The organism is Leucobacter sp. GX0328 (assembly GCF_053567315.1).
In genome coordinates this window covers 356,221-370,216 of sequence record NZ_JBSGPC010000001.1, presented here as the reverse complement: position 1 = coordinate 370,216, position 13,996 = coordinate 356,221, and the positions used below count along the sequence as shown (strand labels likewise).

9 protein-coding genes are annotated in these 13,996 nt (G+C 68.0%); 4 read left to right on the top strand and 5 right to left on the bottom strand.

Annotation, left to right across the window (positions count from 1 at the left end; genetic code table 11):
• Positions 1-690: 690 nt before the first annotated feature.
• On the bottom strand, positions 691-1,299 hold the full coding sequence (locus ACUYTF_RS01660; protein WP_449279225.1) for a tyrosine-type recombinase/integrase: 609 nt from the start codon (positions 1,297-1,299) through the stop codon (positions 691-693).
• 879 nt (positions 1,300-2,178) lie between these two features.
• Here ACUYTF_RS01660 and ACUYTF_RS01655 point away from each other — a divergent pair.
• Positions 2,179-3,039 carry an alpha/beta fold hydrolase gene (locus ACUYTF_RS01655; protein ID WP_434141187.1) on the top strand — a complete coding sequence of 287 codons (861 nt, stop codon included), beginning with the start codon at positions 2,179-2,181 and terminating at the stop codon, positions 3,037-3,039.
• 420 nt (positions 3,040-3,459) lie between these two features.
• Positions 3,460-4,089 carry a hypothetical protein gene (locus ACUYTF_RS01650; RefSeq protein ID WP_434141189.1) on the top strand — a complete coding sequence of 210 codons (630 nt, stop codon included), beginning with the start codon at positions 3,460-3,462 and terminating at the stop codon, positions 4,087-4,089.
• A gap of 326 nt (positions 4,090-4,415) precedes the next feature.
• Here ACUYTF_RS01650 and ACUYTF_RS01645 read toward each other — a convergent pair whose 3' ends face one another.
• The 4 genes from ACUYTF_RS01645 to ACUYTF_RS01630 all read right to left on the bottom strand — a co-directional run bounded on the left by ACUYTF_RS01645 (position 4,416) and on the right by ACUYTF_RS01630 (position 9,294).
• Entirely contained in the window at positions 4,416-5,369 is a 954-nt protein-coding gene (locus tag ACUYTF_RS01645; RefSeq protein WP_434141190.1) for an NUDIX domain-containing protein, read from the bottom strand.
• The gene (locus tag ACUYTF_RS01640; protein WP_434141192.1) at positions 5,366-7,507 is read right to left on the bottom strand and encodes an RNA degradosome polyphosphate kinase; all 2,142 of its coding nucleotides are present in this window, start codon (positions 7,505-7,507) and stop codon (positions 5,366-5,368) included. Before ACUYTF_RS01640 ends, ACUYTF_RS01645 begins: the two co-directional genes overlap by 4 nt.
• Before the next feature lie 87 nt (positions 7,508-7,594).
• Positions 7,595-8,584, bottom strand: coding sequence for a mycothiol synthase (mshD, locus tag ACUYTF_RS01635; RefSeq protein ID WP_434141193.1), 990 nt, complete (start codon positions 8,582-8,584; stop codon positions 7,595-7,597).
• 2 nt (positions 8,585-8,586) lie between these two features.
• On the bottom strand, positions 8,587-9,294 hold the full coding sequence (locus ACUYTF_RS01630; protein ID WP_434141672.1) for a winged helix-turn-helix domain-containing protein: 708 nt from the start codon (positions 9,292-9,294) through the stop codon (positions 8,587-8,589).
• A gap of 185 nt (positions 9,295-9,479) precedes the next feature.
• On the opposite strand from ACUYTF_RS01630, the gene ACUYTF_RS01625 reads away from it, so the two are divergent.
• Positions 9,480-10,817 (top strand): PhoH family protein, encoded by a 1,338-nt coding sequence (locus ACUYTF_RS01625; RefSeq protein WP_434141195.1) that lies wholly within the window; start codon positions 9,480-9,482, stop codon positions 10,815-10,817.
• Positions 10,818-11,161: 344 nt separating this feature from the next.
• Complete coding sequence (locus tag ACUYTF_RS01620; RefSeq protein ID WP_434141197.1) at positions 11,162-13,912, top strand: fibronectin type III domain-containing protein; 2,751 nt, start codon at positions 11,162-11,164, stop codon at positions 13,910-13,912.
• Positions 13,913-13,996 lie beyond the last annotated feature (84 nt).

Sequence of the window (13,996 nt, the reverse complement as noted above, 5' to 3'; positions counted from 1 at the left end):
GCTTGAAAAGCAAAAAGGTCGGCCGCGAAGCGGTCGACCTTGGGAGGTATCCTGATTGAAAATTGGATTTCGGATAATCGATAGTTGGGCCAAATCCATCAAAAAAGAGTAGGGGAACGGGTGGTGAACTCTCCTGAGTCCATACGGGTTTCCAGCAGACAGCGTAGGTTCGGAACTATTCTTTTATCTGTTTTGCTGATGCTCCCACTTCAAGCGTGTTATCGTCCTGCCGAACCTGAGGTCTATGTTTCCATCGGCAGCACAGGCATCTCAGTTGAGCGAGCCACTCTACCAGCAGGGGGGTCATCGACCGTTAAATCAATGCCTCAGCCTAAGGCTGGTATCGGCATTTGGGTAACCGTTGATCCTGCACGAACCGTACGACTAAGTGACGAACTATCAATGGAAAAGATGGATATCGTCTGGGTGCGTGGGCATGAAGTTGTGGAGGTTTCTTTGGGTGACGATTGGGACTCAAACTCGGATTCGCTAGGGTCTGGGCAATCTGTGACTGCCTTCTTGATGACTACACCGGGGAGTCTTGGAGAAGTTAATACTGGTGAAAGAGTCACCATAGGCATGTGAAGGAGCGTCCTCCTATGTTCAGGAACATGAGAGGACACTCCGGTCACATTGGATACTTATGTTGCGTCAAGGAAAGTGGGCGCGGCCCTGACGTAGAACGTCTAACTAACTTGCGGCTCGTAACTGCTTAGGGGAGACGTGGGGGCGACGGCTTGCCCGATCGAACGGGAACGTACCAGGGTTCATCGAGCTGATGCTTGAAGGGATGTACGGCATACCGGCGACAGCAGCTTCAAGTTCTTCCTCGGTGACCTTGATGTAGTTCTGGGTGGTATTGAGAGAAGCGTGGCCCATGAGCTCCTGAACGATGTGGATTGGCACTCCGAGTCTGATCTGGAGACAGCAGTAGAAGTGCCTGAGGCTATGGCCAGTGACTCGTGGATCTTCGACTCCGATTCGTCGGAGCACGGCTGTCATTCTGGCTGAAGCGCTCTTTGGAAGGAGGTGGCCATCGCCGTCAGGAAACAGGTGGTTTTTGTACGGCGACGGGAACCACCAGCCATCGGACGGCAGCCTTTCGGCAATCTCAACGACTGCTTGATTGCAGTAGATGTATTGGACGAGCCCTCCCTTACGCACGACCTTTAGCACGGCAGAGCGTGAGTCGTAATGAGTGCCGTGTATTCGGACAATCTCGGCAACACGAAGCCCCGTGTTGGCGGCTACCGCTATGAGGTCGAGTGTGGTTTGCCAGAGCGTGTCGAGCTCGAGCATTGCGTCAATATGAGCTTGGCCGATCGGACGCGCCCGTCGGCGGGGCACACGGACTTTCGGTAGCCGTCTCGCAATGTCAACCGGTATTACTCCTTCTTCGGCTGCCCATTTGCTCCATATTTGGAGATAGCTTCGCTCCACCTGTTTAGTTCCGGGTGAGAGCTGCTCCCCGGTGTAAGCGTGGGGCCGCGTAAGAAACCTTGTTAGGTCGTCGAATTCAAGTTCCTCAGGTATCCGATTCGAGTGCTTGCTAAGCGCGCGTAGTGTCGCCTCCCGTCCTTCTATAGTGCGTGTGCTCAGTCCGGAAGCCTCTTGATAGGTTCTAAATCGCTCAAGTACAAGGTCCCAAGTTGACAACGAAACTCCTCCATAACAACGAAGAGAAGGGGGGAATCCAAGCACTTGAGTGCTTGGATTCCCCCCTTCTCTTGACATTCTCTGGTAGTTGTTGGACGGAAGCTTTTTATGAGAGTGCTTGTGCTTAGTTATGCCATTGTGAGCGCTTCAATGGCCAATGGCATTCTTGCTCAAGGACCGGTTTCGGGCGGAGAAATCGACATAGGAGACGTTGCTGAGGTGCGACCTTATAATCCGCAGGTCGTAGGTTCGATCCCTACTGGGGGCACGAAAGTTGGCGAAGCATCGCTTCGCCAATTCGTGCCGTCGCGCTACAGCGCGACCTCGGCCGTTCCCAGACTTGATCTATCCGCACCGGGTGCCGCCCCAACAGCATTCGACTCAGTGGCCCCGGCCGCCATCGCGGCCGCCGGGGACGCGGTAGCCGCCCGCCACCTCCTGGCTCCGAGGTGTTCGGTCCAGGCCGATTCGGTCTACATATTGACGAACGATGCGGAAGTGCGATCGGCTTAGAATTGGGCAATGCCATCAGTTTTCTCCGTCAGCCGCCCGTCAGGCAGATCGCTGACTGGTCTCGTCCATGGTCCGGCAGACGGGACACCGATTCTTTTCATCGCAGGGGCCGGAACCGGCAAGTCCATGATTTTCGGTGAGGATTCGCTTCAGACCCGAGGGATCCGACTGATCACGATGGATCGTCCAGGCATGGGCGGCTCAGACCCGGATCCCACCCGCACCCCCGCGTCCACAGCAGATGACTATCGCGCGTTCGCCGCCGCGGTGCTCGGCGTCGCCGACCCCAGCCTTCCTGTGGTTGCGAACTCGCAGGGCGCATTGTTCGGTCTGGCCGCAGCAGCCCAGGGGTGGGTACAGAAACTCGTGCTGGCCTCACCAGCAGACGAAGTGGCCAACCCGTCAGTGCGAGCGCTGCTTCCCGAGAGTGCGCGCGCTTTGCCCGATCTCGCGCAGAACAACCCAGAAGAAGCCCGGGACCTCCTGCACTCCCTCACGCCGCATGCCATGCGCGACATGGTCCTTGAGGGGTCCGACGCGCAAGACCGTGCCGTCTTTACCGCGCCTGCCTTCGACGCCCGTTATCAATCGTCACTCGCGGAGGGTTTCGCGAGAGACGGTAGCGGATACGTCGCTGACACGATCATGGCAATGACACGCTGGCCCATCGATCTGGCCACGATCACATCCCCTGTCGCCATACTCTTCGGAACCGGCGACCAGGTTCATTCCCCCGATCACGGTGCGCTCCTCGCCGCTCGCCTCTCAAACGTCCAACGAACCGTTATCAGCAACGCCGCTGGCGCACTCCTCTGGACCCATTCCGACCGGGTGTTCGACACAGCACTCCCGCAGCCAGACGCGTCTTGACGACACGCCCAATTCGCGAATCGACCATCGCGACTGTCTCCTGCCGGAGCCGCGGAGCCGCGGAATACTGTGAGCAGGCCCGCCCGGAGTAGCCCGGCCGCATGAAGGCCGAGGTACGTGTCGCGCTCAATGCTGCAGCAGACCCTTTCGAATCGACCACGGCGGTGCCTCGTGCACCTCGAACCTCGGGATGCGGGCGGCGCGGCTCTCGCGCGACGGGGGCGCCGCGCTCATCGCCCGAGGCGAGCAGCGAGTCGGGCTTCGACGCGAACAGGGAGCGAACCCGGTCAGAGCGATGACTCCGCCGTTCGCGGTCCGCGAATCGGGCGCGCAGCGCCCGGCTCGGGCGTAGACTCGCAGGGTCGATCGGCCGACCGCGGGAAGCGCGGGCGGCGATCCCTGACGATGAAAAGGAGACCCGTGGCCCGAGAGCATCAGCGCCCCGTGACGCAGCCGAGCAGCAGCTTCGACTGGATCATCGGGGACGACGGCCCCGCGGCGGCGCAGAAGCTCGCCCGCGAGACCTCGTGGGCGCTGCTCGACCGCGTGCGCGGCGTCGCCGACCCCGAGGTCGTCGAACGCGTCGTCGGCCTCGCATCGGGCGCGGGCATCGACGACATCGCCGAGCTCTGGGCCCGCGAGGGTATGCACTCGCTCGCGGGGGCGCTGTGGCGCCTCTACCTGCTGCGCCGGGTCGTCGCCGCAGACCCGGACGGCGCGGCGGACCTGTTCCGCAGAGGCGTCGGAGCGGCCGCCACGATCGACCCCATCGTCGCGGGCGCAGCCGAGCCCGTCACGCCGAACTCGATCGCCGAGCTCTGCGACACGATTCTGCGCGGGGTGTTCTCGGGCGACCTCGGGGGCGCGCTCGAGCGCGCCGCGAGCTATTGCCGGGTCATGTCGCTCGGCGCCGCCGATCTCGCCGACGCGCGGGATGCGCACGACGACGATCACGCCGCCCTGCTGACGAAACGCGCGCTGCGGTATTCGACCCTCGCGACCGAACTCAACGTAGGCGCCCGCCGCTGGCGCGACGGCACGCTGGCCTGACCGGTTTCGGCCGGCCGCGAACACGCCGCACCCGGCCGGCGAACCGGCTTTCGCGTGCAGAGCGCTGCGCTAAACTGGGCGCTGCCGGGCCGCAGTAACCCCGGGCTCCAATTTTTGCCGCTTCGAGCGGCCTTCCGCCGAGAGGCGTTCTGCGGCTCGGTCTTTTCGTTCTCGCGCGGCGCGGGGAGGCGCGGGCCAGGCGCGGGGCAGTCGCGCGAATGCCCGATCTGGTGCGTAATCCGGCATCCATTCTGCACCTTTTCCCGCATTCGGCGGGGCGGGGCCGGGCCGGGCACGGGCGAGCGAGGCGAGCGGAGCGAGCGGCCTCAGACCTTGAGCGGGTACGTCTCGACGCCGAGCACGCCCGCGCCCGGGTGGTGGCGCGAGAAGTGCAGCACCGAGAACCCGCCGGGTGGCAGTTCGGCGGCGCGGCGCAGGTAATCGCCCGGCAGGCTGCTCGTCGCGAGCGCCAGTTCGCGCACGGCGTCGGGCAGCACCGGGCGGTGCGTGCACACGATGGTGCTCTTGCCCTTGAGCACGACCTTGCCGAGGATGCGGCGCAGCTCGAAGGTCTCGCCCGCGTCCCAGGCATCCTGGCTCAGTCCCTCACGCGCTTTGACCTTCTTGCCGAGGTGCTTCGCGATCGGTGCGACCGTGCGCAGGCAGCGCTCGGCGGTCGACGAGAGCACGCGCGCGGGCTGGAACGCCGCGAGCGTCGCGACGAGCAGCTCGGCCTGATCTTCGCCCGCGTCAGAGAGCGGCCGCAGGCGATCCTCGGGGTACCGCTCGCTGCGGGGCTCGGCCTTCGCGTGCCGCAGCAGGATGACCGAGAACGTCTCGGCCGCATCGCGTTCGACGAGTTGTCGGAACACGTCGAGGATGTCGCGGTCGGCCGCGTAGCTCAGCCGCTTGCGTGCGCGGGAGAGGGGCACCCACTCGATCGCCTCGACCTCCCGGTTCGGCAGGAAGGTGGAGGCGTGCACGGTCGCCTCGTCGACCTCGGCGGCCCAGTACTGCACCGTCTTCTCGCCTCCGCCGGGCAGCTGGTAGTGCACCGTGCCGAGGTTCGCGCCGAGGGCGATGTCGAGCCCGGTCTCCTCGAGGGTCTCGCGCGCGGCAGCCTGCGGCATGCTCTCGCCGGGGTCGAGCTTGCCCTTCGGGAAGCTCACGTCGCGCTGCTTGGTGCGATGGATCAGCAGCACCATGACGGTGCTGCCGCCGTCGCCGGTCGGCACCCGCCGCCAGCACACCGTGCCCGCGGCGAGCACGTTGCGGCTCACCGCGACCGCCTCGCCCGCGCTTCGGTACGGTCGGTCATCACGAGATCCTGCAGGTCGGGCAGCGGATCGCCGTCGGCATCGAGCGTGCGACGGTCCCAGCTGCCGTCGGGCAGCATGCGCCAGGCCGAGACCTCGTCGCTGAACCCGAACTCGAAGAACCGGTCGATGCGCGAGAGATGCTCGCGGTCGACGATGCGCGCCAGCACTTCGATGCGGCGGTCGAGGTTGCGGTGCATGAGGTCGGCGCTGCCGATGTAGACCTCGCGGTCGCCGTCGTTCTCGAAGGCGTAGATGCGCGAGTGCTCGAGGTAGCGGCCGAGCACCGAGCGCACCTCGATGTTCTCGGAGAGGCCGGGCACTCCGGCGCGGATCGAGCAGATGCCCCGGATCCACACCTGCACCGGCACGCCGGCGCGGCTCGCCAGGTAGAGCGCGTCGATGATCTCCTCGTCGACCATCGAGTTGGCCTTCAGCTTGATGCCGCTCGGGCGGCCGGCGCGGGCGTGCTCGGCCTCGCGCGCGATGCGTTCGAGCAGGCCCTTGCGCAGCCCCTCCGGGGCGACGAGCAGCCGATCGTAGTTCGTCTCGATCGCGTAGCCCGAGAGCACGTTGAAGAGCTTGGTCACGTCGCGGCCGACCTCGGGCGAGGAGGTGAACAGGCCGAAGTCCTCGTAGATGCGGCTCGTCTTCGGGTTGTAGTTGCCGGTGCCGATGTGGCAGTAGTGCGCGAGGCGCCCCTGCTCCTCCCGGATGACGTGCACGAGCTTGCAGTGGGTCTTGAGCCCGACGAGCCCGTAGACGACGTGCACTCCCGCCTGCTCGAGCTTGCGCGCCCACGTGATGTTGGCCTCCTCGTCGAAGCGGGCCTTCACCTCGACGAGCGCGAGCACCTGCTTGCCGGCCTCGGCCGCCTTGATGAGCGAGGCGACGATGGGGCTGTCGCCCGAGGTGCGGTAGAGGGTCTGCTTGATGGCGAGCACGTCGGGGTCGGTCGCGGCCTGCTCGACGAACGCCTGCACGCTGGTCGCGAACGACTCGTACGGGTGGTGCACGAGCACCTCGCGGCGGGCGATGGCGCCGAGCGTGTCGGGCTTGTCGCTCGGCGACCCGGTGCGGAACTGCGGAGCCGTCACCGGGATGTGCGGCTGGAAGCGCAGATCGGAGCGGCGCAGGCCCGAGAGGGCGAAGAGGCCGCTGAGGTCGAGCGGCGCCGGCAGCGTGTAGACCTGCTGCTCGTCGATGTCGAACTCGCGCACGAGCAGTTCGAGCGTCGCCGCATCCATGTCGTCCGAGATCTCGAGGCGGATGGGCGGGCCGAAGCGGCGTCGCAGCAGCTCCTTCTCGAGCGCCTGGATGAGGTTCTCGGTCTCGTCCTCCTCGATCTCCATATCCTCGTTGCGGGTGACGCGGAAGACGTGGTGATCGATGACCTCCATGCCGGGGAAGAGGCCGTCGAGCTGGTTCGCGATGAGCGCCTCGAGCGGGATGAACCGCACATCGTCGAGCGATTCGCGGCGGTCGACCCGCACGTAGCGCGGAATCATCTGCGGCACCTTGAGGCGGGCGAACTCGATCTTGTCGGTGCGGGGGTTGCGCACGCGGATGGAGAGGTTGAGCGCGCGCCCCGAGATGTAGGGGAAGGGGTGGGCGGGGTCGACCGCGAGCGGCATGAGCACCGGGTAGATGTGGCGCTCGTAGTAGTCGGTGAGGTGCGCCCGGTCGGCGTCGTCGAGCTGGGCCCAGTCGACGATGATGCGCACCCCCTCCTCGGCGAGCGCGGGCTTGACCTGCTCGGCGAAGCAGCGCGCGTGGCGCAGCTGCAGCTCGTACGCCTTCGCATTGATATCGGCGAGCACGTCGACCGGGGCGCGGCCGACGTTCGTGGGCACGGCGAGACCGGTCACGATGCGGCGCTTCAGGCCCGCGACGCGCACCATGAAGAACTCGTCGAGGTTCGAGGCGAAGATGGCGAGGAAGTTCGCGCGTTCGAGCAGCGGGATCGTCGGATCCTCGGCCAGCTCGAGGACCCGCTGGTTGAACGCGAGCCAGCTCAGCTCCCGATCGATGTAGCGGTCGATCGGCAGATCGTTCTCCGCCGTGGTCTCGGCAGTGATGGGCTCGCGCGTCTCTTCGCTCATAGCACCTATTCTGGCAGCACGTGCACCGCGCGCGGAACACTGCGACGGCCGGGAGATCGCCCGGCGCGCGAGATGGGGGCGGATGCCCTACTGCGCCGGCGTCTGCAGCGCCCACTGCCGGCTGCGTGAAGCGATGGTGAACGCGGCGCGTTCGTACATGCCGACCGCGCGTTCGTTCTCGCCGTCGACGTACAGCTCGACGCTCGAGGGCCGGTGCTGCGCCATGCGCGCGAGCGTGACGTCGAGCAGTGCGCGACCGAGGCCGGTGCCGGAGTACGCGGGGTCGACCCCGATGGCGTACAGCTCGACGGCAGGAGCGGCGTCGGCGGTCTCGCCGGGCACGGTCTTCACCCAGGTGTAGCCCGCGAGTCGCGCCGGGGCCGCCGGGACCGCAGGGTCGGCGGGGGCCGCGAGCAGCAGCAGGTCGGCCGGGTCGAACCAGGGCTCGTCGCGCATGAGCGCGAAGTCGGCCTCGGTGATGCGCCCCTGCTCGGGGTGGGTCGCGAATGCCGCGGCGTTGACGCGCACCCATTCGCGGTCGTCGGCCGCGGGGTCGCCGCCCGCGCCGTAGCTGCGCAGCGCGAACCCGTCGGGCAGCGGCACCGCGGAGGGCCCCCGGTCGGCATCGGGGAGGCGCGACGGGTCGAGCGACATGAGATACAGGGATCGCGCGGGCGCGAACCCCGCCCGCGCCAGCAGCGCGTCGGCGGCCGGGTTCTCCCCGTGCGACCAGGCCAGCAGCGGAGCCGTATCCGCAGGGGAGTCCGCGACCGCACCGGCGGCGCGTGCGAGCAGCGCTTCGAGCGCCGCCGTGCCGATGCCGCGCCCGCGGCTGTGCGGCTCGACGACGAGGTCGAGTTCGCCCTCGCCGACGACACCGAACGCGACGGGCGCCGCGGTCGCATCCGCGGCGGGGGAGAAGAGCAGCAGCTCCCGCCCGCCCTGGGCGATCGCGATCAGGGCCTGATCCGACACCGGCGGCCGCCCGTCCGCGAGTTCGGCGGCAGCGGCGATGCGTCGCACCTGGGCGATGGCATCGCTTCCGGCACCGGTGTCGATCCGCAAGTCCTCGGTCATGCTCATTCCTCCGCTTCACCGCCCGGAGCGACCTCATCGACGGAATCGGCGTCGGTGCGCTCGCGGGCGAAGCCGTAGCCGACGCCCCGCACCGTGCTGATGAGGCCCTCGTGCTCGCCCAGTTTCGCCCGGAGCCGCCGCACATGCACGTCCACGGTGCGCGTGCCGCCGAAATAGTCCGTGCCCCACACGCCGCTGAGCAGCTGCTCCCGCGTGAACACGCGTCCCGGGTGCCCGACGAGGAAGTGCAGCAGCTCGAACTCCTTGTAGGTGAGATCGAGCGGGCGGCCGTGCACGCGGGCGATGAAGTTCGCCTCGTCGATGATGACGCCCTCGGCGGCGACCGTATCGACGGCGCCCCCGCCGGCCGAGAGCGCGGGGGAGCCGAGCAGCCGCAACCGCAGGTCGACCTCGGCCGGGCTCGCCGTCGGCAGCAGCAGTTCGGAGACGCCCCAGTCGGGGGTGAGCGCGGCGAGCGCCGACTCGGGCAGCACGATGACGCGCGGCAGGCGATCGCCCGCGAGCGAGAGGCAGGCCTCGCGCGCGCCGCGCGCATTGCGGGTGCCGTCGACGAGCACCGCATCGAAGCGCTCGGTTAGCGTCGGTGGAACGCGCAGCAGCAGCGGCGACGTCTGCAGCTCGTGCGCGAGAAGCCCCAGCGCGGGCAGCGCCTCGGCCGGGTCCTGGTCCGTGAGGCAGAGCAATCGCATGGTGCGCACCTCCTGCCGTGTCCGGTCCGGGAGCAATTCTACTGGCATGCGCGCATGCTCCCGACACTCGCCGTTCTCCGAGCGCCATCCGATGTTCATGAACCTTCACCCGGCGGTATGCGTGTCGGTTCTGCGGGCTCGCGCGCCGCGGCGTAGCGTGTGGGTTACCGGACGAAGGAGATAACGTGACCGAGTTGCTCAATCCTGAAACCCCCGCGGTGCCGAACATCGCAGCCCAGCGGCTGCGCACGTACGTGCTCGACACCTCCGTTCTGCTGAGCGACCCGGCGGCGTTGTTCCGCTTCGCCGAGCACTCCGTCATCATCCCGATCGTGGTCGTGATGGAGCTCGAGAAGAAGCGCCACGACGTCGAGATCGGCTTCTTCGCCCGGCGGGCGCTGCGCATCCTCGACAAGATCAGGGATCAGCACCACCGCCTCGACCATCCCGTGCCGCTCGGCGACGCCGGCGGCACGCTGCGCGTCGAGCTCAACCACTCGAACCTCGAGGTCATCCCGAACGGGATGCGCCTCGGCGACAACGACACCCGCATCCTCGCGGTCGCGCAGAACCTCGCGAACGAGGGGCACGACGTCACGGTCGTCTCGAAGGACATGCCGATGCGTCTCAAGGCCGCGGCCCTCGGCCTCGGCGCCGAGGAGTACCGCGCCGAGCTCGCGCAGGACGACGCCTACACCGGCACCGCCGCGGTCGACATCGACGAGCAGCAGATGCAGGATCTCTGGAACGACGACCGCCTCGACGACGTCGGCGCCATCGACGGCCTCCCGCTCGGCACCGGGCTCGTGCTCACCTCGCCGCGCGGTTCGGCGCTCGGTCGGGTCGACGGGCCGCGATCCCTGCACCTCGTGCGCGGCGACCGCGAGATCTTCGGCGTCACCGGCCGCAGCGCCGAGCAGCGCCTCGCCATCGACCTCCTGCTCGACTCCGAGGTCGGCATCGTGTCGCTCGGCGGCCGTGCCGGCACCGGCAAGTCGGCGCTCGCGCTCGCCGCAGGCCTCGAGGCGGTGCTCGAGCGGCGGCAGCACCGCAAGATCATGGTGTTCCGCCCGCTGTACGCCGTGGGCGGGCAGGAGCTCGGCTACCTGCCCGGCGACCGCGAGGAGAAGATGGGGCCGTGGGCGCAGGCGGTGTTCGACACGCTCGGCTCGATCGTCTCGGAGAACGTGCTCGACGAGGTCATGGCGCGCGGGCTCATCGAAGTGCTGCCGCTCACGCACATCCGCGGGCGCTCGCTGCACGACGCGTTCGTTATCGTCGACGAGGCGCAGTCGCTCGAGCGCGGCGTGCTGCTGACCATGCTGTCGCGCATCGGGCAGAACTCGCGCGTGGTGCTGACGCACGATGTCGCCCAGCGCGACAACCTGCGCGTCGGCCGCTACGACGGCATCGCGGTCGTCATCGAGAAGCTCAAGGGGCATCGCCTCTTCGGGCACGTGACGCTGACCCGCTCCGAGCGCAGCGAGATCGCGGCCCTCGTCACGGATCTGCTCGAGGAGTAGGCGCCGCGCACGGAGAGACACCATCGTCTTCGAGATCACGGGTGCTGCGCAGCGCCGCTTCGACTCGACGGATGCGTTCGGGAACGGGCATACCTCTCGAGCATGCCGCCGATCGTTGCGGCCGTGCGCGGAAGGGGCGATCCCTGGATGATTTCGCCCGGAATCGGCCCGGCATCGCCCTGCGGAGGAGGGGACTCGCGCGGTCACCGCGGGGACACCCGGAGGTCACGCGGCGGACACCGGGGCGGGGTCTGGCGGCCACCTCGGACTGCTGGAGTAGACGAGGCCCTGCGCGCTGAGCGGGGCGAGAACCGAACAGTCGAACTCCACTCGAAGGAAGAACATTGACTCACCCTCCCCTGGAACGCCGGCTCCGACGAAGCGCCCTCGCGCTCGTCGTGGCCGCGATGCTCGGCGGCACGCTCGTGCCGACCGCCGCGCTCGCCGCCCCCGATGCGGCCGATGCGCCCGCGGGCCCCGAAGTTCCGTCGGCACCGCTCGTCACCGCTGGGTCGACCTGGAACTACCTCGACGACAACACCGACCCCGCGAACGGCGCCGAGAATCTGCGCGCCTGGACGGCGCCGGAGTTCGACGACAGCGCCTGGAAGACCGCGCCCGGCGGCTTCGGGGTCAAGAAGAACCAGCTCGCACCGGTCGGCCCGTTCACCCCGACCACGAAGCTCGAGCACTACATCGACGGCGCCGCGGCTCCGACGATCCCGACCTACTTCTTCCGTACCGACTTCAGTCTCGACGCGGGCGTCGCCGAGCAGGTCGCCTCGCTCTCGAGCACCGTCTCGTACGACGACGCACTCGTCGTGTGGATCAACGGCGAGCAGGTCGCGAGCTACGAGGACGCGCGGATCACCGGCACGACCAATCTCGAGTACGCGGGTTCGAGCAACGGCGATCCGCTCACCAGCACCTTCTCGGCGCCCGGCGAGCTGCTGCGCGATGGCGAGAACACGATCGCGGTCGCGCTCTACCAGGACCGCGAGACCTCATCCGACGCGTACTTCGAGATGTCGTCGCTCACCCTCACCGCTGCCGCTGCCCCGGGCGAGGTCGTCGAGGCGGCACCGACCCGCGTCATCCTGACCCCGACCGAGACGCCCGAGACCTCGCAGTCGTTCTCGTGGCTCGCGGGCGATGCGTCGCACAACGCCGGCCAGGTCGAGATCGTGCCCGCCGCGGGCGGCGAGGCCGTCGTCACCGATGCGGTCTCGGTCGGCACCGTGAACGGCAACCCGAACCAGCACTTCTCGGCCACCGTCACGGGCCTCGCCCCCGCGACCGCGTACCAGTACCGCGTCGGCCTGCCGGGAAGCTGGAGCGAATGGTTCGAGTTCACCACCGCAGACCCGGGCGCCACCGACTTCCAGTTCGTGTACTACGGAGACGCGCAGATCGGTCTCGACACCACCTGGCCGAGCGTCGTGCAGCAGGCCGAGGCGCGGGCGACCGCTTCGATCGGCTCGGTGCATGCGGGCGACCTCATCAACACGGGCGGCAACGACACCGAGTGGAACAACTGGTTCGCGGGCATGGAGCGATCGGCGACGAGCACCAACGTCATGGCGGCCCCCGGCAACCACGAGTACACCGGCGACAAGCTGCTCGCGTCGTGGAAGGCGCACTTCGAATACCCGCTGAACCAGCCCGGCCTCGAGACCATCGGCGAGCTCGCCGCGCGCGCTCAGGGCGACAGCCCGGAGGCTCAGCAGTACGCCGCGTACTTCGCGCACTGGGCCGAGTTCGCGGCCGAGACGGTCTACTACGCCGACTACCAGGATGTGCGCTTCATCACGCTGAACGCGACCCGGGACACGACCTTCCTCACGCCCGCCGGCCTGCCCGGCTGCATGGGCGCCGAGTGCCCGAGCTCGCAGGTGAAGGAGCTGTGGACCGAGTACCAGGCGGCCTGGCTCGACTTCGTGCTGCAGAACAGCCCCTCGAAATGGAACGTCGTCACCTTCCACCAGCCGGTCTACTCGGGCTCGTCGGGCCGCGATGAGCCGCTGCTGCGCGACTTCTGGGTGCCGGTGTTCGAGAAGAACGATATCGACCTCGTGCTCATGGGGCACGACCACGTCTACGCGCGCGGCGCGAACAACGCCGACCAGACGGGCACCTCGGGCCTCACCACCGGGCCGGTCTACGCGGTCTCGAACTCGGGCGCGAAGCACTACGACCTCGCGAGCGAGGCGAACAACGTGTGGACGAACAACGGCGCGACGCAGGTGCTGCGCGGCGAGAACGTCACCACGTACCAGGTGATCGACGTGAGCGGCGACCAGCTGGTGTACCGCTCGTACCTCGCCGAGAAGCCCTCGGGCGCAGTCAGCTACGCGCTCGTGCCCGGTACCGAGACGGGCGGCGAGGGGACGCGCCCCGAATACCGGGAGCGCGCTGTGCCCGAGGTCGGCGAGCTGTTCGACGAGTTCACCGTCACGAAGTACGCGACGGGCGAGAAGTGGGTCACCGAGGCCGGCATGGAGGTGCCCGAGGCGCCCGCGATCGCGCTCGACGCGGCGACGGTCGAGCAGGGCGGGTCGCTGACGCTCTCGGGCACCGGGTTCGCTCCCGAGACCGAGATCGCGCTCGAGCTCCGCTCGGAGCCCGTGCCGCTCGGCACCGCGAAGGCTGCAGCAGACGGTGCCTTCGCGCAGCAGATCGAGATCCCGGCCGACACCGCCGTGGGCGAGCACCAGGTCGTCGCGATGCTGCCGAACGGCGCCGAGATCGCGGTGCCGCTGACCGTGACCGCCGCTGCGGGCACGGGCGAGGCCGGCGCGGGCGGTGCCGGCGTCGAAGGCTCCGGCAGCTCGGGCTCGGCCGCCTCGGGTGCGGCCGCGGGCGCTGCCGATGGCGGCGGCTCGGCGAACGGGGCGAACGATGTCGCCGGTGCTGCCGGTGCTGCCGGTGCTGCCGGTGACGCCGCTGGTGCCGGCTCCGGTGCGAAGGCTCCGGGGCTCGCCGCGACGGGTGCTGCAGGGATCGCGCCGTACGCTATCGGCGGCGCGGTGCTGCTCGGCGTCGGAGCGCTGCTCATGCTGATGCGCCGGGGTCGGAAGGCCATTGCGGGCGAGTAGGCGCTCGGGCATCGATATCTGACGTCGGCTTCGGCCGGCGCAGGTACGCGGGGGTCGGGATCGAATGGCGATCCCGACCCCCAC